This is a genomic window from Synechococcus sp. PCC 7335, from assembly GCF_000155595.1.
Lineage (GTDB): Bacteria > Cyanobacteriota > Cyanobacteriia > Phormidesmidales > Phormidesmidaceae > Phormidesmis.
Genome location: NZ_DS989905.1, coordinates 459,056 through 479,428, shown reverse-complemented (window position 1 = coordinate 479,428; position 20,373 = coordinate 459,056). Strand labels below are relative to the sequence as shown.

At 47.4% G+C, this 20,373-nt stretch carries 12 protein-coding genes; 5 read left to right on the top strand and 7 right to left on the bottom strand.

Annotated features, from left to right (window positions below; translation table 11 throughout):
- The first annotated feature begins 14 nt into the window (after window positions 1-14).
- The 4 genes from S7335_RS21905 to S7335_RS21890 all read left to right on the top strand — a co-directional run bounded on the left by S7335_RS21905 (window position 15) and on the right by S7335_RS21890 (window position 4,872).
- Complete coding sequence (locus S7335_RS21905) at window positions 15-2,138, top strand: SpoIIE family protein phosphatase (protein WP_006458126.1); 2,124 nt, start codon at window positions 15-17, stop codon at window positions 2,136-2,138.
- A 41-nt stretch (window positions 2,139-2,179) separates the two neighbouring features.
- Window positions 2,180-2,782 (top strand): DUF6272 family protein, encoded by a 603-nt coding sequence (locus tag S7335_RS21900; RefSeq protein ID WP_006458216.1) that lies wholly within the window; start codon window positions 2,180-2,182, stop codon window positions 2,780-2,782.
- 95 nt (window positions 2,783-2,877) lie between these two features.
- Complete coding sequence (locus S7335_RS21895; RefSeq protein WP_006458080.1) at window positions 2,878-3,231, top strand: hypothetical protein; 354 nt, start codon at window positions 2,878-2,880, stop codon at window positions 3,229-3,231.
- A 9-nt stretch (window positions 3,232-3,240) separates the two neighbouring features.
- Window positions 3,241-4,872, top strand: a complete 1,632-nt coding sequence (locus tag S7335_RS21890; protein WP_006458133.1) for a mechanosensitive ion channel family protein — start codon at window positions 3,241-3,243, stop codon at window positions 4,870-4,872.
- Window positions 4,873-4,991: 119 nt separating this feature from the next.
- Here the strand turns inward: S7335_RS21890 and S7335_RS21885 are convergent, their stop codons facing one another.
- The 6 genes from S7335_RS21885 to S7335_RS21860 form a co-directional block, all read right to left on the bottom strand.
- Entirely contained in the window at window positions 4,992-5,849 is an 858-nt protein-coding gene (locus S7335_RS21885) for an alpha/beta fold hydrolase (RefSeq protein ID WP_006458014.1), read from the bottom strand.
- Between the two features lie 94 nt (window positions 5,850-5,943).
- A complete protein-coding gene (locus tag S7335_RS21880; RefSeq protein WP_006458446.1) occupies window positions 5,944-7,404 on the bottom strand; it encodes a cytochrome P450 in 1,461 nt (486 codons plus the stop codon).
- A gap of 88 nt (window positions 7,405-7,492) precedes the next feature.
- Complete coding sequence (locus S7335_RS26395; RefSeq protein WP_006458210.1) at window positions 7,493-9,739, bottom strand: lipoxygenase family protein; 2,247 nt, start codon at window positions 9,737-9,739, stop codon at window positions 7,493-7,495.
- A 464-nt stretch (window positions 9,740-10,203) separates the two neighbouring features.
- Complete coding sequence (locus tag S7335_RS21870; RefSeq protein WP_006457904.1) at window positions 10,204-11,286, bottom strand: substrate-binding domain-containing protein; 1,083 nt, start codon at window positions 11,284-11,286, stop codon at window positions 10,204-10,206.
- Window positions 11,287-11,356: 70 nt separating this feature from the next.
- Window positions 11,357-12,832: a mechanosensitive ion channel family protein gene (locus tag S7335_RS21865; protein WP_006458136.1), complete on the bottom strand. Its 1,476-nt coding sequence runs from the start codon at window positions 12,830-12,832 to the stop codon at window positions 11,357-11,359.
- Window positions 12,833-12,836: 4 nt separating this feature from the next.
- Window positions 12,837-15,467, bottom strand: a complete 2,631-nt coding sequence (locus tag S7335_RS21860) for an adenylate/guanylate cyclase domain-containing protein (protein WP_006458143.1) — start codon at window positions 15,465-15,467, stop codon at window positions 12,837-12,839.
- Between the two features lie 276 nt (window positions 15,468-15,743).
- Here S7335_RS21860 and S7335_RS21855 point away from each other — a divergent pair, with 276 nt between their 5' ends.
- The gene (locus tag S7335_RS21855; RefSeq protein WP_006458115.1) at window positions 15,744-16,049 is read left to right on the top strand and encodes a hypothetical protein; all 306 of its coding nucleotides are present in this window, start codon (window positions 15,744-15,746) and stop codon (window positions 16,047-16,049) included.
- 434 nt (window positions 16,050-16,483) lie between these two features.
- Here S7335_RS21855 and S7335_RS21850 read toward each other — a convergent pair whose 3' ends face one another.
- The gene (locus S7335_RS21850; protein WP_006458402.1) at window positions 16,484-19,870 is read right to left on the bottom strand and encodes a peptidoglycan-binding protein; all 3,387 of its coding nucleotides are present in this window, start codon (window positions 19,868-19,870) and stop codon (window positions 16,484-16,486) included.
- Window positions 19,871-20,373: the final 503 nt, after the last annotated feature.

The following is a 20,373-nucleotide window of genomic DNA, read 5'->3' as shown; positions in this document are numbered from 1 at the left end:
ATCAGGCGCTCCACATGAAACAGTTGTTCAGTTCACATTCCAAGAATTTTCATGTGCCGCTGCGCCGGGTACTGATCGTGCCGTTTGTCTTGCAGCTTTGTGCGACGGTTGGCGTGGTAGGGTACCTCTCTTTTCGAACCGGACAGCGGGCTGTGCAAACGCTCACTTCACAGCTGCGTACTGAGGTATCAGCGCGAATTCAAAGCGAGTTAGAAGGCTATTTTGAGATTCCCCATGAGATTAATCGGCTAAACGCAGCGGCATTGTTAGAAGGGACTCTAGATATTGCCAACGGTAGCACTGGAGAATCTCAGATGTATCAGCAGATGCGGATATCGCCGAATATTGCCTTTGTCTATTGTGGCAATCGAGAGGGTGACTTTTTTGGGGTATTGCGATCGCCCGATGACGGATCTTTGCAGCTATCGTATAGCAACCTTTCTACACTGAGGCGCCGGCAGTATTACGCTATGAATGTACTAGGCAAGCGTACGAGCTTCTTGCGCGAAATAGATGCCTACTTCAACGCTAGGCGGCGCCCCTGGTATCAGGACGCGCTTAGAGCTGAGCGGCCAACTTGGACTGATGTCTATCTGGCTTTTACCACTGGCCTACCCAATATCACAGCGAGTACGCCTGTCTACAACCGACAAGGGCGCTCTTTAATTGGGGTGTGTGCGACAGATGTGGTCTTGCCAGAAGAGTTTCGTAGCTTTCTACAAACCTTAGAAATTGGTAAGTCGGGTCAGGCATTTGTCGTCGATAGGCAAGGCCGTCTAGTTTCTAGCTCGGTAGAAGAATCGGCAACGGTCACCAAGGTTACTGGCGACGCCGATCTGTTGAGCGCGGCAGATAGCAGCAACGCGCTAGTACGCGGCACCACTGAGTACATTGCAGAGCGGTTTGGCGGATTTGGAGAGATCAGGCGATCGCAGCAGCTCACTTTCAGACTGAACGGACAGCGTCAGTTTGTTCAGGTGCTCCCTTTTAGCGACGATAAAGGGCTAGATTGGCTGATTGTCGTTACCATTCCAGAAGCCGACTTCATGGGCCAGATCTATAGCAACATTCGCAACACTTTTGGTTTAGCGATTCTTGCGTTAGGGATTGCGGTTGGCGTTGGTGTTCTGACCACGCGCTGGCTCACACAGCCGGTTCTACGTCTAACTGAGGCCTCCAGAGAGATTGCCGATGGCAAGCTTAGTCAGCAAGTTGATGAGTCTATTCGCGTCAACGAGTTGCGAACGCTAGCTCATTCATTCAACCGCATGACTAGCCAGCTTAAGACCTCATTCGAGACATTAGAAGATAAAGTCAAAGAGCGAACAGCTGATCTCGCCGGGGCTAATCAACAGATTACTCGGCTAAACGAAAAGCTAAAGAATGAGAATCTACGCATGAGCGCCGAGCTAGATGCGGTTAGACAGATTCAGCAGCTGATTTTGCCTAGGACCGAAGAGCTAGATAGCGTCGATGGACTAGATATCGCAGGCTTTATGGAGCCCGCTGATGAAGTGGGCGGTGACTACTACGATGTCTTGCAAGCTAACGGGTTAGTGACTATTGGCATTGGCGATGTGACCGGTCATGGTCTAGAAAGCGGCATGCTGATGTTGATGACTCAAACAGTAGTGCGCACCTTACAGCAGATCCAAGAAGACGATCCAGTGAAGTTCTTAGATACGCTAAACCGCACTATCTATAGTAATATTCAGCGAATGGGCACTGATAAAAACCTGACGCTGGCTGTGCTCAACTACGAGAAAGGAAATGTGAGAATTAGCGGGCAGCACGAGGAAACGTTGGTAGTCCGCGCGGATGGTAGGATTGAGCCCATCGACACGATGGATTTAGGGCTTCCCATCGGCTTAGATGCTGATATTTCTGACTTCATCGACTCTACTGTTGTTCGGCTCTATCCGGGTGATGGCCTTGTTCTTTATACAGATGGTATCCCAGAAGCCTATAGCCCCCAAAAAGAGCAGTATGGTATGGAGCGCTTTTGCAAAGTGATCTTGCGCTGCTGGCCGCAGAGCGCTGAAGCAATCAAGCAGGGAATTATCAGTGACGTTAGAGCGTTTATTGGTGAGCAAAAAGTTTTTGATGATATCACGCTGCTAGTAATTAAGCAGCAGTAAGCCAGCAGGCTTTTTACGACAGTTCTCAAGGGACGAACTCTATGCACAAAACATTTGGTAGCTTTATTGAAGACTTTCCACCTGATCGTGATTCTTTAGAGCTGAGCTTTACGCCTACTTCTGAGCGGATCAGACACCGCTGGCGATCGCAGCGCCTATCCTCCCATTTTGTAGCTGACTACTTTATCAACTTTCTACCCCTAGACGAAGGTGATCCCGAGGCAGAAAAGAGAATAAAAGAAACAAAAGGGGCTATCAGCTATGTCACTAACGAGCTATTAGAGAATGCCATGAAGTTTAATCTAACTGGAAGTGATCATCGCTTCAAATCGAAGGTGAAGTTTGGCATTCACTTTCTAGATGAGACTGAGATAGTGGCCGTGATGTTTGCTTCTAATAACGTCAGCCGGGCCGGGGCCGAAAAGTTTCAGATGTTTATTAGAAAACTGTTGAGCGCTGATCCTGAGGAGATGTATATGCAGCAAGTAGAAGCTAGCGCCGAAGATGAGAATGCAGAAATATCTGGACTGGGCTTTCTCACCATGCTAAATGACTATCAAGCCAAGCTAGGCTGGCAGTTTACACCGCTGACTTCTAGAGATGATTTTTTTCTGGTGACGACGATGGCTCAAATCCGGGTATAGGGATTATGGTATTGAGCCAGTAGTAAAAAACCCTAGTAGGGCGCAATCGCGTAAAGTAGTATTCATCACGATAAGGCAAGTTGGAATAGCTACATATGACAGTTCAAGAGGTGAAAGGCGAAGACTATGTCGTGGAATATGATTCTGATTCTACGACGGTTAAATTCAGAGGTGAGCTGGCTCTAGGTGGCCCTAAAGAGTATGCACCTATCAATGCGCTACTCGCTGAAGCGATCGGCAGTAGCCCTGATGTGATGACAATTGATCTTAGAGAGCTGGCCTTTTTGAATAGCTCAGGCATTAGTATGCTCTCTAAGTTTGTCTTGGGCTTGCGCAAGCAAAAGGGAACCCAGCTAGTGATTTTAGGCTCAAACGATATGCCCTGGCAGGGAAAGTCTTTGAAGAATCTTCAGAAGTTCTTGCCCAGCCTTAAGCTAGAGATCGAATAGACAAGCTTTATGCTAGAACAACTGCTTCCATTTACAGCAGGTACACGCGCATTTGTGATCAGTGGACTGCTAGCGTCCGGGTTAGGAACGGCGCTGCTTTACTTTTTGCTGTTTAGCGGGTTGCGATCGCTCTTTCGTCGATTCGAGAGCGATCTAGCCCTAGTCACACTTAACGTCTCTGCCTACCCAGCACTGATTAGCTTTGTGATAATCAGTTTAAAACTCACCTTCTCAAAGCTGCTATCCGTTGATGGGGTGGATGATTTTGTAGACGACTTTGAGCGGCTGCTAAGCGCTGGGCTAATTGTCTCTTGTAGCTACTGGATAGTTCAGCTATTTAATCAAGTTGTTGTTTATTATCTAAAAGGCTATACACAGCAGTCAGAGGTAATGTGGGACGACGTACTGTTGCCATTACTAGAAGCTGTTGTCCCTGTGATTGCTACAGTCTTGGGCGCAGCGCTAGTGCTCAGCTCTTTTGGCGTTGATCTTACAGGGATTTGGGTAACGCTTGGCGGTGCAACTTTTATCATCGGTTTTGCGGTAAAAGATATTCTGGCTAATTTCTTTAGTGGTGTGGTGCTGTTGATCGATACGCCTTTTCAGTTTGGTGATGTGCTCAAGCTAGAAGATGGTTCGATTGGTATGCTGCGCCGTATTGGTGTTCGAGTCACGCAGCTATACATGTTTGAAAATCACTGCGACATGTACATTCCTAACAGCGTGCTGCAAGGGCAAAACATCACTAATCTAAGCAGGCCGACTGCCTACTACCACTATGTCACTACCGTCGAAGCACCGATGAGCTGTGATCTAGAAGGACTAAAGCAGGTGATGAATCAGGTGATGCTCGCTCATCCCGATACGCTAGGCGATCTTGATAACAAGCTAGCGCTTGTAGATTCCTATTTTCAAGCCTCTGAGACGGAACCTTTGCTAGCCAGACAGCAGTCAGTAGGGCGATCGCGACTGCTAGCAGAAAACGAAGTGAACTTGAAACTAGAAGAAATTGATTTAGCGCTAAGCTCTATTGTGGTGACTTTACAGTTTGCCGAAAAGGGAGGATTGACTAGCGACGAGATCGAAAACATTCAGATGGAATATCAAAGTGTTCTACGCTTGATTGGCATCGCAGTTAGCGCTGAAGAAGTGGGTAAGCGCCTCGCCTATCGCTACGAAGAAACCTCAGAAGACGATAGCCTGATTGAGCTAATTCGCACCTGGTATCGCGTGACCATTCGCGATCCTCACCTATTAGACGAGGATGAAGATCTCATTCCAGAAGAGTGGGAACGACGGATCAATCTTCTAAAGCGACGCGTTCAGCGACTGCATCAAAAGATAGAGCGACCCGAACGCGAAGAGACCCGGCTAGATGACTATGTGCTTGACCTGCGACAGTGGCTAAAAGATCGCTTCAAAACCCCTCGCAGGAAGTGGCAAGAGCCTAAGGTGCTAATGAAGGCGCTAAAGCATAACGATGAAGGCACTGCCTATTTGGATTTTACGCTGAGCTTTTTTGTAGATGATATTAAGCTAGAGAATGGTAAGAGAGGCGATCGCATCAGCAGCCAAATCTATCAAGAAGTCGTTCGCTATCTAAAGCAAACGACTCAGCCAGTGATGGCATTGTCAAGTTAGCTAGATTTGAATGAGGTTCTGTTGCAAGAAGTAGCTGAAGATAGAACAACTCCATCATTGCCCCCAATTATACAGCGACCCCGAAGGTTTTGTTGCTGAAGATCTGTTTTTGGCTTAGGTCAACCATACCCCAGATACTGGCGCACATGCTGATTTACAACATCAGGCCGATCTAGCTGAACCCAGTGAGCCGCCTGAGACACATAATGGAGCTGTAAATCTTTCACATAGGCATCCGTATCATAGGTTAGCTCTTTGCTAAACGCTTGATCATCTTCCCCCCAAATCATGCAGGTGGGCACATTCAATTGGCCCCATTGGTTCTTAAAAATAGGGCCTTGAAATAAATTACGATAGTAATTCAGCATGGCCTTTATGGCCCCTTTTCTGGCAGCAGCTTCTCGAAAACGATTGATATCAGAAGTTGTAAATTCCGGGTTATATTGATTGATGTCACTAAACGTAGCAGCAATTCCCTCGTAATTGTTAGCAGATAATAGTATTTCCGGTAGTAGTGGCAACTGAAAAAACAAAATGTAGGCGCTTTTGAGAAGCTGCTGTGGAGTCCGTAATCCAGCAGCGAACTTAGCAGGATGAGGAAAGTTCATCACAACGAGTTTCTCAATCAGTTGGGGATGGGCATAGCTCACAGACCAAGCCAAGGCCCCACCCCAATCATGTCCAACTAGGATGCAGCGGTCATAACCCAGCGCGGCGATCGCCCCTCGAATATCAGCAACCAGTGCTTCAAGCCGATAGGCACTCGTCTGCTTAGGCCTATCGCTATTGTTATATCCGCGCAGATCTAACGCCACAACTTTGTAGTGCTGGGCAAATTCGGGTATCTGATACTTCCATGAATACCAAAAGGCAGGAAAGCCATGTAGCATCAGCATCAGAGGCCCTTCACCTTGGGTAACGTAATGAAGTTTAATACCATTGGTATCCAAATAGTCGTGATGCCAGGACTCAGTCATGAGTATTTATCCAATCAAGTAAGTTTGGAGATGAGATTGCCTTGATAAAGGAAAGAACAGAAGAAAAGGAGGGGACTTAACGATACGCTGAACGTCAGCTTGCGTTTGCACTCTCAGATGACCGACGCACCTGTCCCACGGAGATTAGAACATCAACCAACATTTCGAGTGCTAGGTCTTTCCCTGGACAAATACGCCCAGCATTGCGTTCACCCACAGAATGAAACCCCATGTGATAGGGACAAAGGTTCTCGCGCTGAGCGTCAAACTCGTAGGTTGTGGGTCCCCAAAAGCTGCTGTCGAGTAGCCCCAAACTCATCGGGATGAGAACTAGAGTGCCGGCAGGAAAGGTCTGCTCTTTGCCAGCAATCACTGCAGAGAATGGCTCAGTCGCAATGCGGTGAGTGGCAGATACAGGCGCCCAAAGACGCGCGCATTCAAGCACAAACCGTCGCACGGACTCTCGATCTTCCAATTCCAAGCTGTCCCAATGATGCGTTGGATCGATCTCAGCGGTCCGCTGTCCTTTATAAGCGGGCAACGGGCGGAATCCCATTGCCGTGTACCCAAGATGCAGCGGCCCTTGCAGACCGGCAATACTGAGAATGGCAGTTAGTAATTTTGCCAATTCTCGTCGAGTCATCGCCCCAGCCTCTTCCGGCATTTCGGGGAAATCGACCAAAGCTGGCGACTGCTCGTAGATTGTTGCAGCCTGCTCAATAAGCTCGGAAACCTGGCCGTGACCATTGATGTTCAGACTCTGAAACACCTTTCCCAAACCAGAGAAATAATGCACCGTACCCTGCCTAGTGTAATGCAGGTCAGTTAGCATCTCCACTGTTGATGTATCAGTCGGGTCGATTCCTAGCATCACATAGTGAATGTATCGCACCAGAAATCCCATCCACCCACGTTGGTCATCAGTGAAAAAGGCTTCTCCCGGACCATGGGGCATTTCAGCATAGTCCGCTGCTAAGCGCTCTAGCAGTAGTTGAGCAGTTGCATCCTGCTGTCTCTTTTTAGAGGCTGCACTGAAAACACATTTCTCTAACATCTGCCTGAAAAATTCGTGGTCGCCCGCCCCCCCCGCATCAGCATCAGACAACGACAGTAAAAAAACGTTGCGCCCTCCCGTATCCAAATCAGGAGAGGCATGAGAATCCAATGGCGATGTTCCTAGCCGCCAAGTACGCGCTTGGGGAGAGGTTAGAGCAGTTTCAAGCGTACTAAATTCGCCCATCACCACCTGCCCTGCACAACAGAAGTTAGAGCCGAACACGAGTCGTTTTGCATCGAGATATGTGGGCATATTAGCCACCCCTCCTTCAACAACGCTGATGATCGGCAGCATAGATCGGCTCAAGAGGTTTTTAGGATTTTGCAACGCCCAAATCTGGAACCCGTTCAACAACCGTTCAAATATCGAAGCCCGACTCTCGGACTCTCCACGTTGAAAAATTTGAGAGAGCAACAATCCTACAATTACGACTCCACCAAACCAACTTAATAGCATTAAGGGTGATGCTGACAAAAAACTATGCAGACTGACACTCATTGAATTTAATCTCCCTACACATTTTTCAACTACGAACAATCGCCTAAAACAGCACTATTTATAGCCTAGGATTGATACAGGAACGCAATTAGATATTGATACTTTGAGGAATATTGTATGACTTGAGATAAGTGTAATTGAACTTGCTAGGAAACTCATGATTTCTCTTGTCAATTCGACTATCTATTTCTTCTAGTGCTTGTTGAAAAGCCTGTTGAGCACCTTTGACATCAGCACCAAAAGAATTGGAAGGATAGTCACCTAACTGAGTATGGTAAACGCCACCTAGAATTTGGAGAATCAGGAACTGCCGTCGAGCCATGTCTTTAGGGGGAAGCAACTGACAATATTTCGCTTCAGAATCAATTCCTGGAATTTGGTCAGCAGGTAAGTATCCTGCTGTCGGCATAGCAGGGGCGAAGCTCATAATCCCTCGTTGAGGAAAATTTACCGCAGCATGTTGAACACTACTAGTGAAAACAATCAGAGTAAGGGCATCGACAAGATACTCTAGGCTGGTGATTGCTCCATTCCCATCATTGCCAAAGTCTCTAACACGACCACCATCAAACGAGACAAGCTCAGCTCCCCAATTTTGCAGAGCCTCATCAGAGGCAACTGCATTATCAGATTCATAGTAAGTGCGAATATAACTATCCACCCACTCATGAATTGCATTCCATAAAGCTAAACCATCATCACGATAGGGATAAATTGGTAGTGCTTTACAATCTCCAACACCTCTATCATCAATGCGTTTAGGCAGCATCTCATCGTTAAATCCTCGCATGTATAACCCCTGAACAGCAAGAGTTCGAGACTGATCAATTGTTGCGGACAATAAAGCATTCACCCCATGCCCAGGAGCCACCAAGATTTTCCAGGCCCCAAAATTAATCAAGATCGTCCCTTCAAAATGATGAGACAGTAAGCGATGCACCTTATGAGCTTCTGGAAGTTGGCGGTGAGTTGCTACAATAAAGGGCTCGATCAACAAATGAGTACGCGCAAGATGAGTAATGGCTTCGTGGATGTTGGCGTCAGCAATTTGCACTGCTGTTTTAGCGGCTAACCAGGCATACCGACCAGATGCCGGAGTAAGAATCGGGTGAGTCGTTGGATCCTGCCCACATTGAATAGCAATGGGTCTGAGAAACTGTTCTTCGGATTGACTAATATCTGGAACAGCGAACAATGCCATAGCAGCATAGAGATACTTTTGCTGTTCAGGCTGCTCAGGGGTAGAATCAACGAAAGTCCCCCCTTCTATAACACTCTCTAACAACGCATAATCTACCGCGTACAGTCGGCCTTCGGTAATTGCCCTTTCAAGATCATCTTTAGTCCCCATGACTGCTTGGTATTGTTCATCAGTAACTGGAAACTTAGTCAAAATAGGATCGTTTTTACATACGCGCTCTAGCCAAACGGGATTAGGTCCCGCCACGCGCATGTAGGCAAACATCTCATCATCTTCTAAGTTTTCAGCAATTGCAGGCAGTGGGAAGTTTTTAACATTCTCAGGCTGGTTCTGGTCGGGGAACAATTCTAAAAACTCATTAAGCTGCGTAAAGTAGTACTCAGGCAAATGAGAAAGGGACGGTCCATCCTTAAATCGCTTACTTGCTTCCTTTTGAGCTTCTTCATTTTCATGCTCAATGGCCTCAAGACTAAGGACTCGCATACTTCTCTGCTGGGCTTCTTGCTTCAATTTCTTCAGCTCTGCTCGATCCTGCATCGCTGTAAAATTATCGAATGTCTCACCGATGCCAAGGACACCTTGCTCGAGAAACTCTTTATACAAAGCTTCTAGTAAAGGGGTTCTAAGAATTTTTTCGAGGTCATCTACTGTCGGAGGAGCCCCTTTCCACTCAAACAAAATAAGGAAAGTTATCTTTAGGATTGAAGGAATATTGAACAGAGCAATCCTGATCAACTCCAGGAATTGCCAAGTTCCAAAGACCCTACTTAGAGTATTAACAATTACGGAGCCTAGAAAAAGTAACTCAAACTTACTTCTAAAGGGTTTAACAGTTTTTCTAATTCCAAGCTCCCCAAAACTATTTGCCCTACCTAGGATTTTTTTCCTGTTATCCTCCACCTTTCCAGATTGAAAGCTATCATTCAAAGCCTGTGCGTCAGCCTCTCTAGATTTCTGATCAGCACTTAAAATCAGAGCATATCCTACCTTGAGAGCCTTAACGACCCATTCATCCGATGGCAATTCTAGATCGATTAGCTCATCCTGCATCCCGATAGGTTCAATATGATTGTAGTTATACTGATACAATTCTCTCGCCTGCTTCAGCGATATGGGTCGTTTTTTATCAGTCATGACAGCTTCCATAAAAAGAGTGATGTCGAACTTTCAAAATGTCAACAGAACCTTACTTACTACTCAGCCTTCGCTATTCCTCATAGATTTTGAGGTGGGAACCAAGCAGAATGCAAAGCAACGTGGTTCAATCGAGGACTATATTTTCGGTTAGATCTCAAACCCTCAAAGTTCAATCAGATATACGTTCAGTCAGATATCTTAGTCTAAAAAAGCTTATGTAAATCGAACAGTACCCTCGAGGGTACTATCGTTAATTCGAGACCGCCTAATTATGTTCTAGATGGAAAATAGATGGGAAAATTCTACTTAATTACTTTGAATAACAGATTAGGTAGAAATATGGGCCGTGTTGCAAAAAGGTGCTGAAGTGACGGTATTCCTGCCAATCTGGCTGTGTTTCAAAAACCCGCGCAGCCTTTCCTTGGTATTCTGAGATGCCCTGCTCGCACCCTCAGAATGCCTTACTTTGTTGTACCGTCTAAAAGAGAAAGGAAAGCTTTTTTTGTCTCATCTAGCTGTTTTTGAGGCAAAGAGAAGTAGCCTAACGGCGACATCTGTTCATTAACGTGGGTGAGAAAAAAGTTGAGGAAGATGGAGACTGGTGAAGAGGAGCGAAGCGTATTTGCGTCTACGTAGAGAAAGAGAGTTTGGATAAATGGATAGTCGCCTCTAGTCGGACTGTTGCCGTTAATTGAGACGAGCCTAAGCTGATCGCGATTAGTTTCATAGTAGGTATAGCTGATAAAGGCGATCGCGTCTGGATCGACTGCCAAAGACTGCGCTAGAAAATCTTCATCTTCGCTGAAAAAGTCACTGTTTGAGCTTTTCAATAGTGGCTCTAGATCGCCATCAAATACTTTATTGACAAATAGCTGTAGTGCGCTAGAGTCAGGATCGGGTAGAGTTCGGCGAATTGTTCTTTCTGGCCATTCGGGGCGCACATCTGACCAAAATTGAGCCGTAAGTATCTGTGCTAATTCCGCTTGAGTAATCACTGTCAAAAAATCATTATCCGTGCCGACAACAATCGCTAGAGCGTCACTTCCTACAGCTAGTGCCACAGGCCGTCGATTGATCGCAGCACAATCTTGACGCTCGCTTGCGCCAATGGCTCTACTCACGATTACGATATCGGCTTTCCCCTCCTTGCAAAAAACGCTGAACCCTTCTTCAAAGCTGATTCTTTCAACCGTCAAGTCGCCTGAAAACCCTTCATCGATAAAGCGTTCGGCTACAGCTTCAACCAATGGTGCCATTGCATCACTGCCAGCAATGATGAGATCGCCTCGCACCCCTAAAGGCGCAACCGCTGGTAGGATATTGTCTTCTCTAACGCTTGTCGTGCTTAGCGCAGTTGGAGTATCGATTTGAGCAGTTAAGAGTGGGGGCCTACTTTGTGCTGCTTCTGAGCGAGTAGGCACAGTGTCAGTAGAGGGGGATGGCTGACAGCCGCTCAACGTCCATGAGGCCATTGCCCCAAAGATTGTTGCACTAAAGATCTTTGCACTGGGGCCTATTTGAAAAAGACGCTTTAGCTTGCTCATTTGTTCTATTTGGTATTCTCTGTTTTACCTGGCGTTCTCATATAGTTTGTTCATAGGCTGCTACGACCTATTAGCTAGCAAGTAGCTTGTTCAGATATCCTTGGGTCTTATCTTTACTCGTCTGGGTAGCGATGCGTACTTCTCTGACCCGCTCATCGATGAGCTGATTGATATCGCGGGCGAACTTAGCGTTTCTCTCGGCAATGTTCGCCATCATCCAAGGTGAGATTCGTACGGCCTTTAGATCTTCAACAACGCTGACTGTGACTAAGCTAGGTTCAGTTCGAAGCAAAACTCGCTCACCAAAGCAATCTCCTGCTTGGAGCCTAGTCACCTCTTGGCTCTCTCCTTGGTCGCTCATAGCTGATAACGATACGCTGCCATATTGAATAATAAAAAAGCCAGGAGCAAGATCTCCGGCTGCTACAATCTGTTCGCCCCGACCATAGGTTTCTAGCTCAGATTCTTGGGCGAGCTGGCTGAGTTGATCTGGGCTGATAGAAGAGAAATAGGTGAGACCTTTTAGAATATTCAAGATGGGTTCAACAGTTTCTGGTGGCGCTAGGGCGGCTCCTTCTAGCTGATACTCTAGGGCAATTGGATAGGGTATGGTCAAGCCCTGACGTCTAGCCATGTAGTAGATATGTGATCTCAGCTCACTAGCAATGTCGTCTTTGCCCTGGTAGTCGGTTAAGAAAAACTTGACATTATAGTCAACACTAAAGTCTCCATAGTTTACAACGCGAACAACCGGCGCCGGAGAAGCCATCGCGCCTTCTGTGGCTGCGACTGCTTTTAGCAAAACTGGTTTGACGACGTTAGGGGGATCATCGTAGGAAAAGCCAACCGTTATCGTTTCGGCATGGGCAAGATCAAGCAGCGTGTAGTTGCAGATGGTGGCTTTACCCAGCTCGCCATTCGGGATGATGATGATGTCGCGATCGCGGTTGCGCAGACGCACCGATCGCCAGTTGACCTCTAGCACTTCAGCTTCAACGTCGCCTAGCTGCAGCCAGTCCCCTTCGTTAAACGGGCGATCGAGTAGCAGCAAAAAACCAGAAACTAGGTTACTCAAGGTATCTTGGAGCGCTAGGGCAACTACTAGTGAACCGACGCCGAGCGCTGAGGTAATGCGAGCAAGATCAATCTGCCAGATGTTGGCAAGGATATAGATCGCACAGAGCACCACGACCAAAATTCGCCCGGCCATTAGATACAGGCTAGGCACCTGAATCTTGCCTTTGATCCGTCGGCTGCTAGGGGTAAATAGTGTGCTCAATAGGTGCAGTCCGTTAATCAAGAACGATAGCCACAAAGCGGTTTGCAAGACTCTTAGTGGCTGGCTATTGGCTGTGAGCTGAAAGACGTATTGCAAAATCAGCACAGCTGAAAGTAGCGGCAGCGTCACATTACGAAAGCCCCTAAGGGCATCAGCTAGCGGAACTTTGCGACGCCTTAGTCGCTCGATGATCTCACTTAGAGCGATCGCTGCTAGCGGTATGCCTACAATTAATCCCCAGCCCATTGGCCCAATTGCCAGGTCCATTGCTCTATACCTCTATGCCCTTTAGTTCAATTTCTAGCTCAGTTGTTGGCTCAGTTTCCAACTCAGTTCCTGCCTGAGTATCCGACTCAATCTGAGCAGCCGCATTGATCATAATTTTGCTTAAAAACTGGAAGGCAACTTCCCAAGCTCGCTTCACTTCTGGCGTAAAATCATCGCCTAGTTTCTCTTTTAATGTCCACAGTAACGTTGCACCGATAGCCTCATAGTCTTCTGCTTTGACCCCATAGCCTTGATGTGATCGCCCTAACGCTTGTACCTTGCTAATAATCTCCTCAGGATGGCGTAACCCTTCGACCGCTGTGGCGAGCGTCATCATCAGCTTGCGCTGCTGAGTCTCCATATCGGTTGAACTGAATAAAGGCTTAAAGTCTGGGCGCGTTTCAAACAGATGCTCATAGAACAACTTGCCAACTTGCTCACTGATAGGCTCCACCTTGGCAAATGATCTCTGCACTAGTTCTACCTGACGAACGGCTAGCTTCTCGCGAGTTGCCAGTATCCAAGTTTCTACCCGGCCAAACTTCTCAATAGCGACAGCGCCTGCTGCTACGCAGGTGTAGGTTTCGGCAATTTGCTGGTAGGCAGCTTCAGTGAGTACAACGCTATTAAGCGCAGCATGGGCATAGAGCCGCGTTACTAGGTAGATAGATTCTCCCCAGACGCTATAGCCAAACCGCTTGGTGCCAACAACGCCAGCGGTTACGGGTCCAGTATGCACCGCCAGCCGTAACCCTAGAGCAAACGACTGACCAAATTCAGGGAGATTAATGATCTTTAGCATCTCTAGAGCAAAATCAACCGTGCGCTTGGTGTGATCGAGCCGGGCAGTCGTCAAACCACAAATAGCCATATAATCGACGCTAGGAGTATTTTGCCGCTCCATTCCGTGCTGTTCGCCGACATCATCAAACGCCTGCATCAGCTTAGTGAGCAGTGCGGTAACCTCTTCTGGCGATAGGGTTTGGCTTAGTTCAGAGATACCGACGATATTGGCATATATCACCGTGATCTGCCTGATCTGGTCGGCGATTATAGTTTCTCCCCGTTTGAGGCGTTTGGCGATCGCAGGGGGAACTAGGTTCGTCAGCAGCACCTCATTTTGCGCCATCTTTTGATCGAGCGTAGCCACCTGATGACTCAGGCTAGTTACCATGATCTGCAACGTGTCAGTGAGCTGGCCAATCTCATCTTCTAGATCTAAATCAATCTCTGCTTCAAAGTCACCGTCTACAACTCTATCGGCCCACTCGTTTAGCTGCCGGACCGGTTGAATGGTCATCGTGGCAGCGGCCATTGCCAAAAATGTGAAAGCTGTTATCAGTAAGATACTCGCGACTAGGATAGCTAGCTCTAGATGGGTGAGTGTCGCAAAGGCCTCAGCCGTATCGATTTGGCTGATCACAGCCCAGTCTAGTCCTTCGATCTCTAGAGGGGCATAGGCGCTAAGCACCGAGACGCCACGATAGTCTTGCAGCCTTTCTGTATCGGTCGCTCCCCCGATTGCGGATTGAGCAGCCGCTGCTTTGACTGGCTGCAGCAGAACGGGCGATTCTAACCGCGTAATCGCCGCTAGCGTTTCATCAGAAACCCCTTGCCTACGCAATCGACGAGTGTAGCTTTGTATATCATCTTTAGAGAGACTATCTCTAAAAAACTGAGGCTCTGAGCGCAAGCTACCGTCTGCGCCAACGAGATAGCTATCAAGCGAGGTGCTTGGAGTGTCCTCGGTTAGTGTCTCAGTCATTAGCTGGCTGATCTGATCGGTCTCTAGTCGAATTGCTAGAATTCCAACCACATAAGGCCCGTTGTAGATAGGGCTAGCAATAAACAGAGACGGCACACCGCTAGCGGGTTCGTAGGGTGCAAAGTCTGCGATCGCCACTTCTCCCCGTGCTGAACTTTCCCGAACGGTAGCCACCAAATCTGCCAAACTGCTGTCTCGGTAAGCGCCTGTTTCTAAGTTCGTGCCGTAGTCGGGTCGCTTGTTCACCGAGTAGACAATATCGCCCGTCTTCTGATTGATCAAATACAAATCAGCGTAGCCAAACTGCTGAGCAATATCATTCAACAAAGGATGAAACTCGCTATGGTAGCGACTGTATTCGCTGTCATCATCCGCCGTGATTAGCTGATTTTTCTCAGCGTCCAGATAGTCATTTTGCGAAAGATAATAGTGCTGTAGATAGCGGGCCGCCTGGCCGGACGGTCGATAGCTCCCAAAGCGCGGTTCACTACCCGTAATGTCAGATAGCCGAGGAAAATAGTTTGCCTCATAGTAGCGCTTCAACGGCTCATCCCATTCGGTAGGAATAAATTGACGATCGAGCCGACGAAATTCTTTGTTGAACTCTACCATTGCCACCACAATCGCACGATTAGCCGACAAAGTAAGCGTATGACTTTGTAGTTGCTGAAAATAGTTCTGAACCTGCTCAGCTTGCTCTGAGCGCAGGACGTTCAGTTGACTAAAGGCCGCTTGGCGTAGCCCCCGTCGACTTAGCCCGATGCTGAGGATCGCGATCACAATAACCGAGCTAATGCTAGCAAAGAGGGTTAAAAGAATCAGCTTGGACTTGAACGTAAGCTGATGAATGAGTGGTATTTGAACCTTCATAGGTTGTCAGAAGCCATCTGCTAAGACATTCTCGTAGAGTTGCATCCCCAAACTGTACACTAGCCTATCAAAGTGTGCTTTCCTAAAAAGACCAAAAGATAAAAGACCCCAAAAAGCGATCACACTCACTGTTTAGACCACGTAAAACACCTTTTAAAGACTCGCCCACTTGATACAAAACACGCTTGCCACTAAAAGCACTTTTACACCGTGAAAAAGTGGTGTATAAAACAGAACTAAAGCTATATAACCAAACCTACCTAGGCAGGATCTTCTATGTCATCAAACCAGTCGGCTGTTATCAATGCGATCGCTGTATTGCTATCTACTACGCCAGAGCATCCGCTTGGAAAGCTTTTGAATGTGTGTTTGATGGCCAAAGTAGACGGCGATGTCAAAGCAAAGGCAACAGAGTTTTTTGATGATCCAACTAGGGTTGCCTACTGGGTTCAAGAAGTCATTGGCAGTGATGAAAAGTATACACCTGAAGAATGTATGGCTTTAGGGAACATGGAGCTAATGGATGTAGATGGGTTTGCCAGCGAGCTAATGAAAGAGATTGAAACACTCAGTCTAGAGTGAACCTATAGCTTTCGCCGCTTAGCTCTACTCAGATTTTGCACCAGTCTCATTAGGCTGAAATGGCTCGTGATCTAAGAACAATCTCAAACCCAAACTGAGCAGCTATAGCTTTGGTGACTTAGCTTACGGCATGGTCATTGGCTATAACCCTTGTGCTTCAACAGGCTAAGTGACTCGCAAGGTGCGAATGCATCCGCACCTTGCTATATGTCAGCGCTACGTCTGTCTTGCTTGATCAGACGCCCTTTTTCCAGGTTTGGCCAGTGACACAACCCGTACTGAGATTGGTGCAAGAGCTTAGTCACTCCTTTTAGTGATCTGCCGATGGAATTTCTTAAGTGTTTGCTACCTGATACTGGTCAGTTATCGCCAGACACTGAGTACAAACAAGTTAAAGCTAAGGCCCGATGTACGGTTTTTCAAAAGAGAGCTAGCTATGGAAGCAGGTCATGATGAGTATACGCTTTCCCCGACGGCTTCCCTTGCAAGTCTAGAGGCTGTTCTCCATTACCCTTTCTATCTATCGCACCTTCCCAACCGCCTGCGGGGCCATTATATACCCTTGCCTTAGGCTTTCCTCCTTTTGGCGTTCGAATGCGTACGCTTTCACTAAGGTCTGGGCTAGTCCAAATCACAGACCCTTTACCTTGGTAGCCTGACATCCGCACCCAGCCGGAATTATTTAAATCTCTTTCTAGATCTATTTCGGTTACACCTATTCTAAGTCGATCTAGAACATCTTTTGCGTCAAGGATTTGTCCTTTTGTTCCTTTAGTAGGTTCAATACTACTTTTATCACCAGTTTCATCTGCGAAATTGCTTCTTCTATTAACATTGTCTCCTTCGCCAATATTATTTCTTCTAGAAGTAAGTCCTTTACGCAACAAACCAGTGACAACACCTATTCCAGCTATTGTAATCGCTTCTGCGAGCTGTTCTCCAGCAGCATCTAAATCAGATTCTGTTTTGGCATTTAGAGTGCCACTCGCAAAGTTATAAAAACCTTTGGCTGCATCAATGGCTTCAAGACCGCTGCTCAAAACACCCATGCCTATCAAAGCCCCATCGACTAGCCAGCCTGCCGGAGTCACGTGGGACGCTGCCCAGAGCGCTGTTGTACCCGCCATAATAGCGATGTTCTCAGGTGTCAGAAATGCTTCAAATTCCTCTTTAATTTCGTCATCTAGCTGAGAAGCTGCACGTTTAAGAGATTCCGTAAATCTTTGATTGGTATCCATTTCGGAAATAGAGTTTGGCGAATTATCACGTTCGCCAAGAGCATTTATACTGCTCCAGCCTTCTTTTGCATCAGCCTGACGCGGATTGCTTGGCCTAGGAAAATTGCTTGGCTTAGATTGATTATCTTTTATATTTGTCCAGCCTTCTTTCGCATCAGCTTGACGAGGATTGCTTGGCTTAGGTCGATTATCTTTTATATTTGTCCAGCCTTCTTTCGCATCAGCTTGACGCGGATTACTTGGTTTAGAGCGAAGGCTAGCAGCCCAGGTCTTTGGCCCCACGATGCCGTCCGTATCCAGTCCTTTTTTTCGCTGAAACTGGCGAGCAACTGATTGGCTTTGAGGACCATAGATGCCATCAACAGCTATGTCATAGCCCTGCCGCCTCATGGCTCTTTGCCACTGCTTCACCCGATTACCAGAAATCATTTCCGCGCCTGGTCTATAGGTCAAGAGCCCTTTATCGCTGCGAGGATTGGTAGGTTTAGACCGGCTTGTCCAGCCTTCTTTCGCATCAGCTTGACGAGGATTGCTTGGCTTAGGTCGATTATCTTTTATATTTGTCCAGCCTTCTTTTGCATCAGCTTGACGCGGATTACTTGGTTTAGAGCGAAGGCTAGCAGCCCAGGTCTTTGGCCCCACGATGCCGTCCGTATCCAGTCCTTTTTTTCGCTGAAACTGGCGAGCAACTGATTGGCTTTGAGGACCATAGATGCCATCAACAGCTATGTCATAGCCCTGCCGCCTCATGGCTCTTTGCCACTGCTTCACCCGATTACCAGAAATCATTTCCGCGCCTGGTCTATAGGTCAAGAGCCCTTTATCGCTGCGAGGATTGGTAGGTTTAGACCGGCTTGTCCAGCCTTCTTTCGCATCAGCTTGACGGGGATTGCTTGGCTTAGGTCGATTATCTTTTATATTTGTCCAGCCCGCTTTTGCATCAGCTTGACGCGGATTGCTTGGCTTAGATCGATTATTTTTTACATTTGTCCAGCCCGCTTTTGCATCAGCTTGACGCGGATTGAGATTTGGACGCTCGCCAGGAACTCTGCCGCTATTATCTGGTTGCCAAGTCGGTAGGTCTGGGGGGTCTGTAACAGGATTCGGTCTATCAGCCGTGATCGCCTGCGTCTGTATCTGCCGTGAACTGTTTGAAGGTGAGGCTGATGGCAGCGTAGAAGCCACGGTGACAAAGTCTAAGGCGGCTGAGGTATTGAGCTGGCCATGTCCAGTTTCGGGGTCCCAGCCAGGCTTCTCTAAATCAATCGCTGTAGATTCTAGCAATTGAACAACCTGACGGTAACTGAGCTGAGGTTGCTCGTTCCAAATTTTAGCAATGGCTCCAGTCGTCCGTGCAGCGGCGATGGAGGTGCCCTCCATCTTTTCTTTGCCTTGCCCGGAGGCTACTAGAGTCAAACCATGACCATAGCTAGAGTAGTCAGCTCTTCGACCATCCTTCGCAGCACCAACCGCAATCACATTATCAAAGGCTTGAGCAGCTCGACCGAGTGCAGACATTTTACCCGCTTGATTGCCGGAAGAGATTACGACTAGAACACTGTTTTCCTGGGCATACGCAAGGGCTTGCTTCTCTTCCTTTGTCAGCTCGAATCGAGTGGTTAGGTTGCCAGCTGAGTCTACTTCTGTGAGGTCGAAGCTGAGATTGACGATGGCATTTGTCCGACCGAAGACCTTGGCGGCGTCGACAAAATCAACGAGTGAGGTTGCCCAGTCTCCTGTTCCAACGCTTGCTGCTGTCCAGTCGGGAGGCTGTTGTCCAGCTTGCTGTATGACATCTGCGACTTGCCTGCCGTGAGCTTGAGAATTAAAGTCGTTATCGATAATGCCAACAAAGGGGACTTGGGCGCGTTGGTAAAGCCACTTTGAGGAAGTATCGTTGCCTGTAAGCGGCTCAGCTTCGGCAATGGCTGTATAACCGCTGACCTCTTCTAATCTATTCAAAAACCGCTCAAACCAGGGAGTAGTCTGCTCTCGGACAGCTTCTAATCGATCTCTAAATTGATCGACCACGCCGCTCTCTTGTACCTTTCGCACGATGTAGTTAATCTCGCTAGCAGCTTCTGCTACCTGACTAGTCATGGCTTGGCGCAGTGGATTATCGGGTGCTTTCCACCGAGCGATCACAGAATCCCAAGCGTTGCGAACAACTGATATGTCTTGAGCTGCCTGGTAGCCTAAAGGGGTCGCTAGTTCTGTGCCAGCTGCTGCCGCCCTGTCGAACCATTGTGCGCCCCGTTGAATGAACTGTGCTCCCACAGCAACAGGGGTATCGATGAAAGGAAGCTGAGTGACGAACTCATCCCCATGAAACGACGTTTGGGTAGTCGGTTTACCTGACCGCGCGACCACTCCTGCAGCTGACACTGAGCCAATAGCTGAAAGTAGGGCTTCAGAGCGCTCCTCTAGCTTAATCATCATTTGGGGTGGCTGGCTAAGCGGTTCCCCAAACAGATTTAGATGTGAAGACTGATCAAAGGGATTTGAAAATAAATCAAAAGTACCCTCTAATTCGTTTGGAGACTGGCTAACCATCGCGTTAGCTCCCAAAGCAACTTCAGACATTTTTTCGAACTTCTTGCAGACTACAACCCATTCAGGTGGTGCTGCCTAAAAAGTCGTCAGAAATTTAGTCTTGCTTTTAATACTGTGCGTATTTTCTCTACTGAGTTGAAGCTTGTCTCAAAAGTTAACTGTTTAATAATTCATCATTTTTGAGTTACAGCAACGCTATAACCAGCTATCGTGATTGAAAAAGTGACTGATAGAACTCGCTGATTCAACCTCTGTTTGTGCGCTGGTAAGCAGTGACCGTTCTTGTCCAGGAAGAGCCCTAGAACGGCTTTGAGACTGACTTTTAGATGCTAGGCATGAACAAGGCTATGTACTATGTCCGCACTCCTTTGGAAACAGATGATGGGTAGCGAGAGGGATCACTTTCTTTCGCTATCATCAACTATCTATATCTATACTCGTATTTTTATATACTTATAATAAATGTATATAATAGAATTAATCATGACAGTCAATATTGTCTTTGCCCAGACCAATTATATCGGCGGTTGAGG